The organism is Halobacteriovorax sp. CON-3 (assembly GCF_043196995.1).
Taxonomy (GTDB): domain Bacteria; phylum Bdellovibrionota; class Bacteriovoracia; order Bacteriovoracales; family Bacteriovoracaceae; genus Halobacteriovorax_A.
Genome location: NZ_JBEBNA010000003.1, coordinates 224,943 through 240,411, shown reverse-complemented (window position 1 = coordinate 240,411; position 15,469 = coordinate 224,943). Strand labels below are relative to the sequence as shown.

The following is a 15,469-nucleotide window of genomic DNA, read 5'->3' as shown; positions in this document are numbered from 1 at the left end:
ACATGAAGTTGGCATTGCTAGTTCTAATTCCATTCCTAACTTTCGCCGTAGAAAAAGATTTTCAGATAATGAAGATTTATAAGAAAGGCGAGTTTAGAGAAGTGAAGATTTATAAGGGAAAGAATCATTCTCTTATGAATAAAGAATGCCTCAGCTCTAAGCTATGCCTCAATGCTAAGGTTGCGCCAAAGAAGGGAAGTGGGCTTACTGGTCACCCAGGATCAAAGGCCTGCAAAGAATTCAAAAATAGTCAGTATAAAATTCTAAAAGATGAGGATAATAATCAGTATGGCTTTTGCCTATTTTCTGATGGAAGCCTAAAGAGTGCATGGAGTTTAATCCATGATTAAATCGTTAATTATACTTATGCTTTCACTTCCTACTTTTTCGTTAGTGATCACTGAAGATATGCGCTGGAAAGAGTATGAGCATGGCGCCTATCAATACCTTCCTCCTATGGGAAGTGAGAAAGTTGTAAATAAAGTCGAAGTAAAGACGAACCCAATTGTTCGCGATCAAGATGGATTTGGTACATGTTATTTATTTGCCATGACTTCTTTAATGGATCAGTCATGTTTAAAAAGTGGCAACTGTAGCAAAGACGACCAGATCTCCGTTTTAGATGTCTTAGGAAAGACTCAACTTAAGTCTGGGTATCAAAGTGAGTTCCTAGGACTTAATGGTGGAAACCTTACTCAAGTAATTGATGCCTTAACAAAAGGGGAGAAGGTTGGCCTTAAGTTTGCCAAAGAAGAGTGTGCTCCTTATCAGCAAATTGAAAATTACAACAATCCAGATAATGACTTTAGAATTGTGGACTATCCTCAGCTTCTCGCTATTAATGAGATCTACCATCAGGTCAAGGATAACTCTTTAAAAGATGGTGTATGTAATAAGTGTACTGAAGACTTCTTTAAAGACTTCTTTCCTTTTAGCTCTGAGATGTTAGATAGCCTCTCTCGTGCGGCAACAAAGATTACTTCAATTAATGCCTTCGAGGAATTTTTAAATGAAGTACTGATTCCTCAAAAATGCCAAGAAGACAAAAGTCAGATTAAGCTGCCACCAATTGGCTTTAAGCAAGAGCGTATCACTGATGTCGATCAATTTAGAAAGAAGATGACTGAACTTTTTGAAAAAGATAAGTCCGCTGCAATTTCAAGTTGTACTTGGACTCGCTATTGTGATGACCCTTCTGTCAGGTATATGGAGATGTGTCCAAAAGAGCAGAGACAGCGCTACTGTGGAGGTCATGCTTACTTATTGAGTGGTTTTCGAAAGATCTGCGATGATCAAAATAAATGCCGAAATCAATACCGTGTCCACAATAGTTGGGGAAAGAACTTTGATGTCTTTAACGATAGTGGATGGGTAAACGAGGATTCTCTTTTTAAGGCCTACAAAGACCTAGGCAATCAGCTCGTTACATATACTGAAGATTAATTAGTAGCATCCAGTCGTACTTTACATGTCGAACTCTTTGTTTGCGCATCATTAATCTTAAGGTTTGGATATTTTCTTAATTTCCTTAGAGCTCTTCTTTCCATATTGTAGAATGAACTTTCTCGCACGAGCTCATCACAGCCTTGTGTCCATTTCTTTGTTACCTTAAAGAACTTATTGGCCTCTTGAACAATTCGCGTATGAATAATATAGTCCTCTGTTTTTGTGACGCCACAGTCATAACATTCATCCATCATCGTTTTGTAATTTAGCTTTGCAACGATTTCTGGAAACATATAAGAGAGTGCATCTTTGGCATGTTCTCTTATATTATCAATATTGTCGCTCAGGGAGCTTCCGTTGCAAGTATATGTGAGGTATTCTTTAAAGTTATCCTTAATTGAAGAAATTGTTGATTCTGTTAACTGGATACATTCATCGTACTCCCTGCAATCCTCTGTCATATACTCATCAAAGTGTGCAACTTCCTCATCAATGTGCTGGCAGACAACTTCTTGTCTCTTATCAAATGAGAGCAGCTCATAGAGTCCATTCATTTTTGTACTATCATAGTAAGTGAGGTCTTGGATGAGATCCCCAAGGTTTATTTTCTTCTGTCTATCCAGTTCATTAAGCAGTTCTTTCTCTACACTTGAGATACCATTGTCTGATTTATTCTTAGCTGCAACTAGTTGTCCTAATTCGTTAACTAGGGGATAGTTCTCTTTAATCTTGTCAGGGTTATTCTTTATATAATCGATAGCGGCCGTAAGCTTTTGATCGTCGCTGACATTCTTTATGCTGATATTCATCTCAGTAGCGTGACGCTTATTTAGAAGCCAAAAATTATCATATGATGAGTCTTTGTAGAGCTTATCAAAATTTTCGATATTTTCATTTTCAAGATACTTTGTCAGGGCCTCTCTTAATAGAAAGTCTTTGTAGCGAGAGCCTTCAACGATTTGAAGTACACGTGCTGGCGTCTCTTGAGCGAGCTTATCCATGCATTCTCTTTGGCATTCTCCTAGCTCGTATTGTGAGCCATCAGGTGCGTAGTAGAGCTTTGCCTGTGTAGAAAGTGTACAAAGTGTAAATAAAAAGAACAGATGCTTTTTCATAAGTGCCTATAATTGTTTAGTTTAAATTATATCTACCTATATAAAAGCAATTGGAATGCCAAAGTAGGGCCCCAATAGGTGAGGCCCAGTTTTTCTATCTTAGGATATGGTTTTGAATAATCGATTTAATTTTTTGAGTTGATTCTTTTGAGTCGTATGCAGGTCTAGTGCTCATTTGGTCATCTAGCTCAAATAGTCTTGCCCATAGAGGCGCACCTGTTTTCTTAAAATCAATCTTCACTGAGTCTTCAGAATAAAGTTCTTTATCCCATACACTAACAACATCTCGCCAGAAGTACTTATGAGTCTTCCACCAATCAATGGCCGGTTGACAGCGGCTATCATCAACTTTTTGGTAAGTGTTGTAGCTCTTTTCCATGGCCAACTTAAGTTCCATTCCATTCTCAAGCATATCTAATTTGATATTGTCTTGGTCATGAACATGCCCGTATGAAGTCTGCTCATGGCGGTTCGTTCTTCTAAGTACATTATAGTCACTACGCTTAGAGAATTCTCTTCTTGGAAGTGGAGCATTTGCTGTACATTCCCAGTAAGAAGTTTTATCAGTATGAATCCATGGCGCCGAACACTCATATCTTGGAGAGTCATCAACTTGATAAACTCTTTGTACCCAATTTCCCTGTGGATTCTTTACGGCCTTATTATTCCAATTACTAAAACCTCTATAGTCTAGTGCATTTGTCGCTTCCCAGTCCCACTGTTGTCTCCAGTGCTTAACAATGGCATGAGGTGTAACTAGAATATGTTGAAGATTTACCATGTCCTCATTTTCTGAATCAACAAAGATCCACTCTAGCGCACCAGAAGAGTAGCGATCGTAGAAGTCGTAGTCATTGCTATAAGCAAATGTTTCAGCTGATTGAAATTTAATGGCATAGCATCCAGTCATCTTTTTGATCTCTTGGATATCTTTACTCTTATCAATTGTTAGCCCTGCAAATGCTGGAAGAGCAAGCGCAAGAAGTACTAGAAATTTCATATTTTCTCCCCCGAAAATGGTTGCGTGTGATATTGTGGTTGATTATTTAAACTTGTGTATGAGTTGTCAAACTAATTTGAAGTAAATAATTTGGATTACTTTTCCGTGATGCGCAGCCAATGGACGAAGTTATTGGTTTTATTATAGAATAGGGCGTTTTATAAATTTCTTTAAACACATAACACGGGATGTAAAATGTCAGACAACTCAAAGATCATTTACACTATTACTGATGAAGCGCCAGCGCTAGCGACTCAGTCACTTCTTCCAATCGTTAAAGCTTTTACAAAGCATGCAGGGATCGACGTTACAACTCGTGATATCTCTCTTGCAGGAAGAATCCTTGCTCACTTTCCTGAATTTCTTTCGGATGAGCAAAAACAATCAGACGACCTAGCTTTCTTAGGTGAGCTAGCAAAAAAAGCTGAAGCTAATATCATTAAGCTTCCAAATATTTCAGCTTCAATTCCTCAGCTTTCAGCTGCGATCAAAGAACTTCAAGACCACGGTTTTAAGGTTCCTAATTACCCAGATGCACCATCAACTGATGAAGAAAAAGACATCGCTACTCGTTACGCGAAAGTTCTTGGTTCAGCTGTAAACCCTGTTCTTCGTGAAGGGAACTCGGATCGTCGTGTTGCAGGGCCGGTAAAAGAATATGCAAAAGCAAACCCACATAGAATGGGAGCATGGAGTAGTGATTCTAAGTCACACGTTGCTCACATGGATGCAAATGATTTCTATGGTTCTGAAAAGTCAGCAATCATGGCAAATGCAACTGATGTTAAAATCACTCTTAAGCAAAATGATGGGACAGAAGTTGTTCTAAAAGAAAAAGTATCTCTTCTTAAAGATGAAATCATTGATGCTGGTGTTATGAGTGCAAATGCTCTTAGAGAGTTCTTCGCTAAGAATATTGCCGACGCAAAAGAAAAAGACATCCTTTTCTCTGTTCACCTAAAAGCAACAATGATGAAAGTAAGTGATCCAATTATGTTTGGTCACTGTGTAGAAGTTTACTTCAAAGATGTATTTGAAAAATATGCAGCTGAGTTCAAAGAACTTGGTGTTAACTCTGCTAACGGTCTTGGTTCTGTTTATGCAAAACTTGCAGGTTTACCTGCTGAAAAGAAAGCAGAGATCGAAGGTGCTCTAGATCTAGCAATCGAAAATGGGCCACGCCTAGCAATGGTTGATTCAGATAAAGGGATCACAAATCTACACGTTCCATCTGACGTTATTATCGATGCTTCAATGCCTGCGGCAATTAGAACTTCGGGACAGATGTGGAATAAAGATGGAAAGCAAGAAGATACTAAATTCTGTATTCCAGACAGAAGCTACGCTCAAATGTATCAAGAAGTAATTTCTTTCTGTAAAGAAAACGGAGCATTTGATCCAAAGACTATGGGAACAGTTCCAAATGTTGGTCTTATGGCAAAGAAAGCTGAAGAGTATGGATCACACGATAAAACATTTAAGATTCCTGCTGCAGGTGAAGTTGTTGTGACTGATTCAGAAGGTAACACTGTATTTACTCACGCAGTTGAAGCAGGTGATATCTGGAGAATGTGTCAAACAAAAGACGTTGCAGTACGTGACTGGGTTAAGCTTGGTGTAACTCGTGCTCGTCTTACAAATACTCCGGCAGTATTCTGGCTAGATGAGAATCGTGGTCACGATGCAAACCTAATTACAAAAGTAAATGAATACCTAAAAGATCATGATACAGCTGGACTTGAGATTAAAATCCTTGATCCTGTAAAAGCAATCCGTTACTCGATGGAGAGAATCATTAAAGGTGAGGATACTATTTCTGTAACAGGTAACGTTCTACGTGACTACCTAACAGATCTATTCCCAATTTTAGAGCTTGGAACTTCTGCAAAGATGCTTTCAATTGTTCCACTTCTTGCTGGTGGTGGATTATTTGAAACAGGTGCTGGTGGATCAGCTCCTAAACACGTTGGGCAATTTACAGCTGAAAACCACTTAAGATGGGATTCACTTGGAGAGTTCTTAGCTCTTGGTGTTTCACTTGAAGATCTTGCAATTAAAACTGGAAATGCTAAGGCCAAAGTTCTTGCAGCGACTCTTGACCAAGCAAATACTGCATTCCTTAAGAATGATAAGTCACCATCAAGAAAAGTAGGTGAGCTTGATAACAGAGGTTCTCACTACTTCCTAGCTCAGTACTGGGCAAAAGCTCTTGCTGATCAAAATGATGATGCTGAATTAAAAGAAATCTTCACTCCAGTAGCTTCAAACCTAGTAGAAAATGAAGCGAAGATTGTTGAAGAATTAAATAGTGCACAAGGTGGCGCTGTTGATATGGGTGGGTACTATCATCCAAATCTTGAATTAGTTGCAAAGGCAATGAGACCTTCAGCTACTTTCAACACTGTTATTGATTCACTTTAATAAATACAATAGCAAAAAAAGGCCCTCTAAAAAGAGGGCCTTCTTTCATACGGCACGCATCTCATCTTTCGATTCAATATTTCTCAGCCAGTTCCGTGCTTCGTTAATCGCGCCGTACTCAAAGACTGCAACATCAACACTATCTAAATGATCACTGACAACTGAAGCAGAGCTTCGAATTAGTTGATTACTTGTACAAATGCCGACTTTTTCAATGTGTTCGCGGTTGTCCTTAAGGAATTCAAAATGCCTAAGCAGTGATCTTAGATCATCCCACCCTGGAAATTGTTCTGAGTTTAGAATAATTCCAGAAATGACTTTCGTTTCTTTGTAAACTTGATTGAGTAGATTTTGAATTTTCTCAAAGTCATTAACACGTAGGGGATGAAAGGAAGTTAGGGTGAGGATATTGTCATTCTTATCAAAATGAAACTCGATATCTGATTCAACTTCTCGCATAAGCCAGTCTTTGGCCTCATCTAGTTCGTCAATATTATAAGACTTAAAATCAATTGGAATGATTGGAGCAAATAATTTTACTGCTCCCGTGATAAGTGCACTGTCTGTCACAACGGCACATCTTTTCATGACGTTAAAATATTTTAGGCCCATGGCCGTATCTTCAAAGACTGCACCAGGAGTGTAGCCTTCATAAGTTTCATTTAAGTAAAATAAAATTCCTACTTTCTCTTCTTTCTTTAGCGCCTCATCTAGAATTGGTTCAAGAACATTAATATAATCATCTTTAGTAATACGCCCTGAACCCTCAATACCGACGATTCCCTTTTGTAACCCTTTCATCACTTTCAACATATATTCTCCTTTCCGGTGAAGTGTTAACTAAGATAGTGACTACTTCATCGGAGAGGAGAGTGATATTTAAACTTAAGATTTTATTTATTTTAAAAGAATTTGATCGGCCAGATCTTTAGTTAAGTAACCATCTGGAGTGATTCCTTGAGATACTTGGAATCGTTGTATTGCTGCAGTTGTTTGCTTTCCTGGAATCCCATCAACTGGGCCAGCTTCAAAGCCTAACTCATTTAGTTTTGCTTGAATCTTCTTTGCCATTTCAAATGACATGAAAGACTTTTCATTCAAGTTAAACTTATCAAAGTAATCACCACGCTTGGCAATTAAGTCAGAAAGAACACCTATTCCAAGTGCATATTTCTCAGAATTATTCCATTTAAAGATCGTAAAGAAATTTGGATAAACAATAAAGGCTGGCCCGTTAGCTCCCTGTGGAAGATAAATTGCAGTCTTTCCACTTGTGTATGGAAGTTGAGTACCACCTTTTAAAGTGATTCCGCGATCAACCCAGTACTGTAGGTCTTCTTTATATTTTAGGCCACTATGGAAATAGTCAAAGTCACTTGGAAGTTCAATTTCATGTCCCCAGCTCTCATCTCCATTCCAACCAACTGATGATAAGAAGTTGGCCGAAGAGCCTAGGAAGTCACGACGGTTTTCCCACATATTAATATGACCGTCTTTATCGTAGTCGATTGCATAGGCCAGCATTGTTGAAGGCATAAATTGAGTTGAGCCCATTGCTCCGGCCCATGAACCTTGCATGCGATCACTTGGATATGAGTAAATACCTTTTTGTAACATCGTAAGTGCATTGATGAGTTCTCTCTTAAAGAAGGCCGATCGACGCCCATCAAATGAGAGAGTTGCAAGAGAGCGAATAATATCAAGCTTTCCTGTAATCGATGAAAAATTTGTTTCAAGGGCCCAGAATGATAAAAGGAAGCGGTCTTGAAATTTATAGTCATCCCAAATATCAAGGAAGATATTTTCTAGTTCGGCCTGATACCTTTGGCCTTTTTCAATTCTTGCCTCACTAATCACAATGTCTAAGTACCTTCCGACACTCATGACAAACTCAGGTTGTCTGCGGTCATACTTAATAACATCTTCATTGAATGTGACACCTTCAAAGGCATCATCAAGTAGGGCATACGAGAAGCCATGCTCTTGATTAAGCTCAATTTTTAGCTCATTTAGCCAGTCATTGAATTCTGTTGTTGGAGTAGTTGATGAGGCAAAAATATTAATTGCCATAAGCGTTATTGTGATTAGTTTCTTCATTGGATGAAGGTACACGTTAGGGTTCTGTATTTGAAGACGCGAGGGGTCTATTGTCAGAATATTTTATGATTTAGCGACTTAAGTAGCTGAATTCTTATTGTAGTTAAGTGTCTAAACTTTGGGCCTCATGGAAACATTTTCAATTTAGCAAAGAGTGGATTTATTAAGTGATAACTTGTCCTTATTCAAACAACAAAAAACACGACCCCTTTTAGGAGACTAAAGATGAAAAAACTTATGTTGGCCACTGCACTTATTTGCTCATTTTCTTCATTTGCAAACGAGCTTGATCTCAACCTAGAGGCACAAGCTATTCAAGATGTTGAAGAGAGATATGACGAGTCTGGACTTTATTACAACGTAAGATTAAGTGTTCCAATTCTTCCAAGTGATATCACTGGGGCCGTGGGCTACCAAAGTGAAGATGAACTTTTTGAAGTTGAAGCATATGCAGGAGTTCGCGCCATTCGATACTTAAATGCTCAGGATAAGTCTTTGCATATTCCATATGGTGCAAGAGTTCGTGTTGCTCTTGATAAATCGCGAAGCCTTTACTTGGAATATCAAAGAGAGGAAGTCGCTGACTTAGGAAATGACGATGGCCTTTTAGAAAAAGAAAATATGTTCTCACTAATAAAGTATAACTCAGATAAGACAATGTTCTTTGGTTGTGGTGTTGCTAAGAGTGTTCACCACGCTTGGAGTAATGAGAGTCATAGTCCAGAAGACTCAACTTATGTTGAGTGCAATTTTGGGAAAAGATTTTAATTAGGTACGCGTACCGGGACCCGTAACCGAAAGCCGCAAACTCGCTACGCTCGTTTTAGCTTCCTTGAGTCACATTCATCTGTGCTTCAAAACTGCCCTTTGGGGCACTTTTGCCGCACGATGTGGCCCGGCTCGATCGCTTCCGCTCGCATCCAGCTCGCTCTTCGCTATCGCGCGCTCCCTCGCTTCTCGTCCTCCTCATTCAATTAGATGATCTGCTTAATTTATAAATTTTGTGATTTAAAAAAAGGACTATAGTGGCGCGGCCGGGAGGACTCGAACCCCCGACATTCAGATCCGAAGTCTGACGTTCTATCCAACTGAACTACGGCCGCATTCGATATATTGTATTCGTTATCTGTGGGCCAGTAAAGCTTAAGCTTTGTTATAGGCCATCTCTGTTAGAAATTGCATAGGAACGACGGCCAGTGTTTCTTCGTGGCACGCTTCTAAGATAATTGGACAAGCCTTTCCGGCCTTGTACGCCGTAAGCCATCGCCCTGCACAGAGGCACCAGCGATCACCTGGTTTTAAACCGGCAAATTGGAATTGTGGCATTGGAGTTGATAGGTCATTGCCATCGGCCCTAGAGAACTCAAGAAACTCTTCAGTAACGATACAGCAAACCGTATGCATTCCTCTGTCGTTGATATCTGTGCGGCAAAAACCATCGCGCCAAAAACCTGTCATTGGTGTACACCCACACATCTGTAGGGGAGTTCCTAATACATTTAAATGGCCGTTGCTTTCACTTGTCACAAACTTTCCTTCGTTCTTTAATAATCACTGTATTCTGTATCAATGTCATTATATGAGAGGGTGTTAACTTCATCAAGGCTTTCTAGGACATGGTCATCATTTGAAAAGTTACTTTCGATATAAGCTAAGTAATCCTTCACATTGCTTGTTGTGTTCGAAGGTTGACTGACATTAAGGAAAAGAACGAGAGCAAGACAGAAAGTTGCACTCGCAAGCGCAATACTCAGCCATTGCTTTTTCTTCTTCTGTTTAAGTTTTAGATGATCTTCAAACTTTGTTTTAAAAGCGGCCTTCATCTCTTTTGGTGGATTGAGAGTCGCCTTTGATTTTAATTTTGTTTTAATATTCATCTCATTAATTGAATCTTTCATAAAGACTCCATTCTGTTTTCAAGTGTTTCTTTTAATTTTAACTTAGCGCGATTAATTAAGTTCTTTATTGCTTGTCTCGACTTACCTAGGATTTCTGCGATTTCATCCCCTGAGCAATCATCCATCCAAAGGGTGATGGCCTGTCTCTGCATTGAAGGAAGTTTTGAAATGGCCTCAATAATGACCTCTGAGTTAGCTTCTTCAATGAGTTTTTCCAGGGCCGATAATTGATCATCTTCGATATTTACGATCACACTTTCATCTGGAATGTTTTGTTCTTTCATCTTTTTGAGGTAGTCATAACTTTTATTTCGCGCAATTGTCCAAAGCCAAGTTGATACTTGATATTCCTTTCGATACATTTTCCTTTTGTCATATAAAGTTAAAAAAGCATCGTGCACAATCTCTTGTGCCTTTTGTTCGTCTAAGAGAATGTAATAAACGAATTGGTAGAGCTTTGAACTTAGTCTTTGATAAAGGGCCTCGAACGCCTGGTGATCATCATTTTTTGCAACAACTTCCATCAGGTCTGATGAGCCTAGTTTTGATTGCGAATTTGACCAGATAAAGTTCTTCATTATACGCATACCTATTATACGAATATTGCTATCAAAGGTTTCGCCCCCTTAATAAAGTGCTATAATATTCACTAGTTACTAGCCTGTGAAACCTTTTTTTATAAGAATAGTATAACAGTTAACTGGATAAATAGGAGAAAATGATGAAAACTCTTTCGATTATGATTTTAACTTTTTTATTAGCTTTTTCTTCACTTGCTGATCGTGGTGGAAGGGGAGAGAGGAAGCATAAAAAAGACCGTGGTGCTCGTTATGAAAAGATGACTGAAATGGATGGAGATTTTTCTAAGCTCTCTAAAGGAGATCTTAAGAAGCTAGAAAATGAGTTTGCAAAATTTCAAGAGGATCAACATAAGAAGAAGGTTGCATTTGAAAAGAAAATGTTTTCACAAAGAGAGAAGTTTTTAAAAGATAATGAAGCTCAGATGCTTAAGCATTTAGATGAAATTTATGCTCTTAAGAAGAAGTTACAATTTGGTAAAAAAGAAGAGAATAAACAAATTAGAAAACAGATTAGAGAAAAGAGTAAAGAGTTTAGAAAAAATATGAAAAAGCTTCGCCATCAAGATCAGCGTGGGGAAATAAAAGGCATGAAGAAAGAGTTTCATGAAGAAATGAAGGCCGAGAGAAAGAAGTTTAAAGAAAAGATTAAGTCGTACCGTAATCAGTAAGACAGATATAAAAAGGGCCTTAGTTGAGGCCCTTTTTTAATTCTTATAAATTTCTTGAACCAATTGATTAATAAATCTCATGCGATATTCTTCATGATTTGTATTAAGGTCATCTGAAGATATATTCACAAGAGTATTGTAGATATCTCCAGGTAGGCCACATGGAAAAGTCATCATTAGTGCCTTATTCATTCTCTCTGATGGATAAACATTTAGCGCCATTCCATGCATTGAGACGAATTTCTTAAGCTGAACACCCATTGATGCAACTTTCTTTTCTCCATGCCATAATCCTAATAATGGACGGTCGAAATCGAGATCACTAATTGTACTATCACTTAAACCAATAGCATTAACTGTACTTTTAAAAAGATTATTGATTAGCTCAATCGTTCTTAGTTTTTGTTGTGCAATATTTACGATTGGATAAACAATGACCTGTCCTGGGTGGTGGAAAGTTAGACCGCCACCGCGCTTGATTTCCACAACTGGAACATCAATCTTGCCCACAAGGGCCTGGTCAAAATCTACTAATCCATGTTCTTCAATTTGGTTTCTTTGTAGACCTCTTCCCATTGTGAAGACTTCTGGGTGAGAAGTGATGATATAAACCATCTGTTCTGGATTATCATAGATATATTCATTGGCCTTTTCTTGAAAAGCTAGTGCTTCAAGGTAGTCCCAATTATCTTTGTGAAATATATGAGTTTGGTTCTTGGACTCAAGAGTGTAGTTCTTGATACCAAGTTCATTAATTAAATCGTTAAACGTCATAGCCTTTTGCCCTTAGGTGATCAAGATAATCTGCTGCCTTGTAACTACTTCTTACCATTGGCCCAGAAGCGACGAACTCAAAGCCCATTTCATAAGCAATTTCTTTGTAACGATCAAACTCTTGAGGCCTATAGTAGCGATCAACTTTTAAGTGTCTCATTGTCGGGCGCATATATTGACCAAAAGTTACGATGTCACAACCAACTTCTCTAAGGTCTTTAAGTGTCTCTAGAATTTCTTCATGAGTTTCACCAAGCCCTAGCATGAGAGAAGTCTTAGTCGAAATATGTGGGTAATTCTCTTTGTAGAATTTTAAGCAGTTTAAAGTCTTTTCATAGCCTGCACGACGATCACGGACATCGTGAGTGAGCCTTCTAACTGTTTCAACATTTTGAGCAATAACAAATGGATTACTCTTTGCAAGAGTGTGCATATGTTCTTGGGCAGCATTGAAGTCTGGAATAAGAACTTCAACAAGTGTGTCAGGATAGTCCTTATTAATTCTTTTTACGACGTTGGCAAAGTGGCCAGCGCCAAAGTCCGGGAGGTCGTCACGGTCAACACTTGTTACAACAAGATACTTAAGAGACATTGTCTCAACCATCTTGGCAGCATTCTCGATCTCATTGAAATCGACAATTCCCTTTGGGTTTCCAGTATCAACGTGACAGAATTTACAAGCACGGGTGCAAGTACCACCTAGAATCATCATTGTTGCTGTCTTTGCAGACCAACACTCTGACATATTTGGACAACTTGCTTCTTCGCAAACTGTAAAAAGTTGCTTTTCTCTTAATTCTTTTCTGACTTCTTTGAAGTTATCACCAGTTGGGATTTTATTTCTCAACCACTCTGGCTTTCTTTCTAGGTTGCGTGCCTCTTGTTTCTTTCCAACATTAAGGCGTGCTTTCTTTTCTTGAATTTTCTTACGAGATTCTTCGTAATCCATTTGATTTACTTGGTTATCAGTCATTTATTTAATCCTCAAAATATGTCCATGCTTATAGCAATTTTAAGCTCGTAAGTTAAGACATATGATGAGGACCTACGTATTTTCTATACTTTAGCAGTATCAGTCTCAACTTTTGAACTCTTTAAACTCAGTAATGCAGCAGGTAAAATCACTAAGTCTGCAACTAGGGCAAGAGTTAGGATCACTGAACAGTAAACTCCAAATTTCTGGTTTGGCACAAAGTCACCGAGGTAAAAGAGTCCAAAGGCAATTGTTAGCATTGTTGTTGTTAATGCTAGGGCCTTTCCAGTTTGGTGCATTGTCGAAGCAAGTGCATCATGACCGCTCATTCCTTGGAGTACCTTGAGTTTGTAATTTGAGATAAAGTGGATCGTATCATCAACTGCAATACCTAAGCAGACAGCAAAGACGATAACGTTACCAATATTTAACTCATCTCCTGCAAAGTACATAATTCCCGCGGCAACTGAAAGCGGGAAAACATTCGGGATTAGAGAAAGCATCGCTAGCTTAAGGTCCTTAAAAACAAATAAGATAATGAGAAAGATAATAGGCAGTGAAATACTCATCGAAGTTAGAAGAGTATTTACAACTAGGTCATTAACTCGGTTATAGATCGGTGATTGCCCGGCCTCATAGATCTTAATCCCAATTTCATCGGCCTTCTTTAAGATTTTATCTGTTTTAGCTATGGCCGCTGTTGAGTCATTTACATCCCACATAACGAGGACTCGGAAGCGACGATTATCAAGTGATAGCTGATTTTTTAGATCAAGACCTTGCGGTAGCCCAAGAGTGTAGAGGAAGAGTTGGTCTGCCACTGCACGGCGTGTCTCAGGGATTGCATAGAATTCCTCATTATCACTATGAAGGGTTTTATTCATTTGCTTCACAATGTCTAAGATTGAACTTACACGAATAATCTTTTCATCTTTAAGCATCCACTGAACTAGCTCTTCCGACTTCTTTAAGAATGCTGGGTCTTTTACACCTTCAGGCTTTTCTGAGTCAAAAACAAGTTCGATCATTCTCGATCCACCAAATTCCTTTCTAACCATATTGAAGGCCTTCTTAACTGGAGTTCCTTCGTCAAAGTACTCAATAGGGTCAGCATTAATATAATTTTGCATCCCAAAGTAAATTGAAGCAATTGTGATTATTGGAGTTATGATATTAATGATAACTTTGTACTTTTCTGCAAACATGAAGATACCATCGAATGCGTGGAATTTATCGTCACGATCTCCAACTTTAAAATGAACCTTTGTAAGAAGTGCTCCTAGGAAGAAGTAAGTGTAGAACCATGCTATACAAGTTCCGATTCCCGAAAGAATCCCTAGGTTATAAATTGGCTTAATATCAGTAGAAGTAAGAGAGAAGAATCCAATCGCTGTTGTTAGTGTTGTCAGTAGCGTTGGAATAAAGTTCTTCTTTAGAGCTGCAATAGCTGCATCGTGCTCATTCATGCGATCAAAAATATAGAAGTGCCTATAGGTGATTAAGATGTGAATTGAGTCAGCAAGACCAATGGCGATTAAGATCGCTGGGAGTGCTGCAATGATACTTGAAAGCTCAATTCCTAAATGCCCTTCAATTCCAAATGTCGTAATAATGGCAAGACCTACGAGGGAGAATGGTAGAACAATCCCTAAAATATTTCTAAAGAATAAGAAGAGGATAAGAGAAAGAACCCCAACAACGATTGGGAAGACAACCATCATGTCTCGATCTGATGCTCTTTGTAGTGATTCGTTGATAAAAGAAATCCCACCAAGGTAGAACTTCACTCCTTCAGTTTTATTGTACTTTTCAAGTAGTGCTTCAGTATCAACTACAACCTGGTCATAAGGAGGTGTTCCCTCAAAGGTATCAAGAAAGGCCCTAATATATGTAAAGCGCCCTGATTTAGAAATGATTGAGTTTACAAGCATGCGATCGTTTGTTGCGTGCTCTTTTTTAAATTTTAAATTCTCTGGTGTTAACTCAACTTCCTCATCTAAGAAAGGTGTAATGAAAATATCATCATCTTCTGATTCAATTGAGTTGTGATTCGTTAAACTTTCAACGCGAACAATATGTTTGATTTGCCACAAATCTTGAGTGATATCTTGAATTGTTTTAATGGTGTTTTCATCAAAGAGGCCATCTTCTTTATAGACCATGATGTCGATGGTATCTGAACTACCAAAAATTCCCTCGTGCTCCTTAAGGTCTAGTAAGCGTTGATCATGATCCATTAGCCAACCCTTAACAGAGTAGTTTGCATGGATTTTCGGTAGACCTGAGCTTATAGCGATAAAGAAGATAAATGAAATTAGAAGACAAGTTTTAGTGTGGTCGACGATATACTTCGCGACTCTTTCTGCAAGTGAGTGAACACGTTTCATATAATTCATTTCCTTTGAAGTTTTCACTAACACTATATTAAGTTTTGTAAAGAAAGGCTAAGAATTTTGGGGAGAGATGATAAGAAATACTTGGTTGATGTAGACGCTC

At 38.4% G+C, this 15,469-nt stretch carries 15 protein-coding genes and 1 tRNA gene; 5 read left to right on the top strand and 11 right to left on the bottom strand.

Annotated features, from left to right (window positions below; all coding sequences use genetic code 11):
• Nucleotides 1-2: 2 nt before the first annotated feature.
• Complete coding sequence (locus ABMA72_RS16015; protein ID WP_393057904.1) at nucleotides 3-350, top strand: hypothetical protein; 348 nt, start codon at nucleotides 3-5, stop codon at nucleotides 348-350.
• Entirely contained in the window at nucleotides 343-1,443 is a 1,101-nt protein-coding gene (locus tag ABMA72_RS16010; protein WP_393057902.1) for a hypothetical protein, read from the top strand. Before ABMA72_RS16015 ends, ABMA72_RS16010 begins: the two co-directional genes overlap by 8 nt.
• Here ABMA72_RS16010 and ABMA72_RS16005 read toward each other — a convergent pair.
• The gene (locus ABMA72_RS16005) at nucleotides 1,440-2,561 is read right to left on the bottom strand and encodes a hypothetical protein (protein ID WP_393057900.1); all 1,122 of its coding nucleotides are present in this window, start codon (nucleotides 2,559-2,561) and stop codon (nucleotides 1,440-1,442) included. The two genes, ABMA72_RS16010 and ABMA72_RS16005, sit on opposite strands and share 4 nt — an antisense overlap.
• Before the next feature lie 94 nt (nucleotides 2,562-2,655).
• Complete coding sequence (locus ABMA72_RS16000) at nucleotides 2,656-3,561, bottom strand: DUF6607 family protein (protein WP_392859872.1); 906 nt, start codon at nucleotides 3,559-3,561, stop codon at nucleotides 2,656-2,658.
• A 195-nt stretch (nucleotides 3,562-3,756) separates the two neighbouring features.
• Between ABMA72_RS16000 and ABMA72_RS15995 the strand changes: the two genes are divergently transcribed.
• On the top strand, nucleotides 3,757-5,982 hold the full coding sequence (locus tag ABMA72_RS15995) for an NADP-dependent isocitrate dehydrogenase (protein WP_392859874.1): 2,226 nt from the start codon (nucleotides 3,757-3,759) through the stop codon (nucleotides 5,980-5,982).
• Nucleotides 5,983-6,027: 45 nt separating this feature from the next.
• On the opposite strand, the gene ABMA72_RS15990 is transcribed toward ABMA72_RS15995, so the two are convergent.
• Entirely contained in the window at nucleotides 6,028-6,795 is a 768-nt protein-coding gene (locus ABMA72_RS15990; RefSeq protein ID WP_392859876.1) for an STAS/SEC14 domain-containing protein, read from the bottom strand.
• Nucleotides 6,796-6,879: 84 nt separating this feature from the next.
• The gene (locus tag ABMA72_RS15985; RefSeq protein ID WP_393057898.1) at nucleotides 6,880-8,079 is read right to left on the bottom strand and encodes a lytic murein transglycosylase; all 1,200 of its coding nucleotides are present in this window, start codon (nucleotides 8,077-8,079) and stop codon (nucleotides 6,880-6,882) included.
• A 225-nt stretch (nucleotides 8,080-8,304) separates the two neighbouring features.
• Between ABMA72_RS15985 and ABMA72_RS15980 the strand changes: the two genes are divergently transcribed.
• The gene (locus ABMA72_RS15980) at nucleotides 8,305-8,847 is read left to right on the top strand and encodes a hypothetical protein (RefSeq protein WP_392859880.1); all 543 of its coding nucleotides are present in this window, start codon (nucleotides 8,305-8,307) and stop codon (nucleotides 8,845-8,847) included.
• Between the two features lie 258 nt (nucleotides 8,848-9,105).
• On the opposite strand, the gene ABMA72_RS15975 is transcribed toward ABMA72_RS15980, so the two are convergent.
• The 4 genes from ABMA72_RS15975 to ABMA72_RS15960 all read right to left on the bottom strand — a co-directional run bounded on the left by ABMA72_RS15975 (nucleotide 9,106) and on the right by ABMA72_RS15960 (nucleotide 10,555).
• A tRNA-Arg gene (locus ABMA72_RS15975) sits at nucleotides 9,106-9,182 on the bottom strand.
• A 40-nt stretch (nucleotides 9,183-9,222) separates the two neighbouring features.
• Nucleotides 9,223-9,606, bottom strand: a complete 384-nt coding sequence (locus tag ABMA72_RS15970; RefSeq protein ID WP_392859881.1) for a DUF2237 family protein — start codon at nucleotides 9,604-9,606, stop codon at nucleotides 9,223-9,225.
• Nucleotides 9,607-9,623: 17 nt separating this feature from the next.
• On the bottom strand, nucleotides 9,624-9,977 hold the full coding sequence (locus tag ABMA72_RS15965; protein ID WP_392859882.1) for a hypothetical protein: 354 nt from the start codon (nucleotides 9,975-9,977) through the stop codon (nucleotides 9,624-9,626).
• Entirely contained in the window at nucleotides 9,974-10,555 is a 582-nt protein-coding gene (locus tag ABMA72_RS15960; protein ID WP_392859884.1) for an RNA polymerase sigma factor, read from the bottom strand. Before ABMA72_RS15960 ends, ABMA72_RS15965 begins: the two co-directional genes overlap by 4 nt.
• A gap of 143 nt (nucleotides 10,556-10,698) precedes the next feature.
• Here ABMA72_RS15960 and ABMA72_RS15955 point away from each other — a divergent pair, with 143 nt between their 5' ends.
• On the top strand, nucleotides 10,699-11,226 hold the full coding sequence (locus ABMA72_RS15955) for a hypothetical protein (protein ID WP_393057897.1): 528 nt from the start codon (nucleotides 10,699-10,701) through the stop codon (nucleotides 11,224-11,226).
• Between the two features lie 36 nt (nucleotides 11,227-11,262).
• Here the strand turns inward: ABMA72_RS15955 and ABMA72_RS15950 are convergent, their stop codons facing one another.
• The 3 genes from ABMA72_RS15950 to ABMA72_RS15940 form a co-directional block, all read right to left on the bottom strand.
• Nucleotides 11,263-12,000, bottom strand: coding sequence for a hypothetical protein (locus ABMA72_RS15950; protein ID WP_392859887.1), 738 nt, complete (start codon nucleotides 11,998-12,000; stop codon nucleotides 11,263-11,265).
• Nucleotides 11,990-12,973, bottom strand: coding sequence for a lipoyl synthase (lipA, locus tag ABMA72_RS15945; RefSeq protein WP_393057895.1), 984 nt, complete (start codon nucleotides 12,971-12,973; stop codon nucleotides 11,990-11,992). The genes ABMA72_RS15950 and lipA overlap by 11 nt, the downstream gene beginning before the upstream one ends.
• Before the next feature lie 83 nt (nucleotides 12,974-13,056).
• On the bottom strand, nucleotides 13,057-15,360 hold the full coding sequence (locus ABMA72_RS15940) for an RND family transporter (RefSeq protein ID WP_393057893.1): 2,304 nt from the start codon (nucleotides 15,358-15,360) through the stop codon (nucleotides 13,057-13,059).
• Nucleotides 15,361-15,469: the final 109 nt, after the last annotated feature.

Coding starts and splice junctions, on each gene's coding strand:
- ABMA72_RS16015 (WP_393057904.1), top strand. CDS start 3: ATGAAGTTGGCATTGCTAGTTCTAATTCCATTCCTAACTTTCGCCGTA.
- ABMA72_RS16010 (WP_393057902.1), top strand. CDS start 343: ATGATTAAATCGTTAATTATACTTATGCTTTCACTTCCTACTTTTTCG.
- ABMA72_RS16005 (WP_393057900.1), bottom strand. CDS start 2,561: ATGAAAAAGCATCTGTTCTTTTTATTTACACTTTGTACACTTTCTACA.
- ABMA72_RS16000 (WP_392859872.1), bottom strand. CDS start 3,561: ATGAAATTTCTAGTACTTCTTGCGCTTGCTCTTCCAGCATTTGCAGGG.
- ABMA72_RS15995 (WP_392859874.1), top strand. CDS start 3,757: ATGTCAGACAACTCAAAGATCATTTACACTATTACTGATGAAGCGCCA.
- ABMA72_RS15990 (WP_392859876.1), bottom strand. CDS start 6,795: ATGTTGAAAGTGATGAAAGGGTTACAAAAGGGAATCGTCGGTATTGAG.
- ABMA72_RS15985 (WP_393057898.1), bottom strand. CDS start 8,079: ATGAAGAAACTAATCACAATAACGCTTATGGCAATTAATATTTTTGCC.
- ABMA72_RS15980 (WP_392859880.1), top strand. CDS start 8,305: ATGAAAAAACTTATGTTGGCCACTGCACTTATTTGCTCATTTTCTTCA.
- ABMA72_RS15965 (WP_392859882.1), bottom strand. CDS start 9,977: ATGAAAGATTCAATTAATGAGATGAATATTAAAACAAAATTAAAATCA.
- ABMA72_RS15960 (WP_392859884.1), bottom strand. CDS start 10,555: ATGAAGAACTTTATCTGGTCAAATTCGCAATCAAAACTAGGCTCATCA.
- ABMA72_RS15955 (WP_393057897.1), top strand. CDS start 10,699: ATGAAAACTCTTTCGATTATGATTTTAACTTTTTTATTAGCTTTTTCT.
- ABMA72_RS15950 (WP_392859887.1), bottom strand. CDS start 12,000: ATGACGTTTAACGATTTAATTAATGAACTTGGTATCAAGAACTACACT.
- lipA (WP_393057895.1), bottom strand. CDS start 12,973: ATGACTGATAACCAAGTAAATCAAATGGATTACGAAGAATCTCGTAAG.
- ABMA72_RS15940 (WP_393057893.1), bottom strand. CDS start 15,360: ATGAAACGTGTTCACTCACTTGCAGAAAGAGTCGCGAAGTATATCGTC.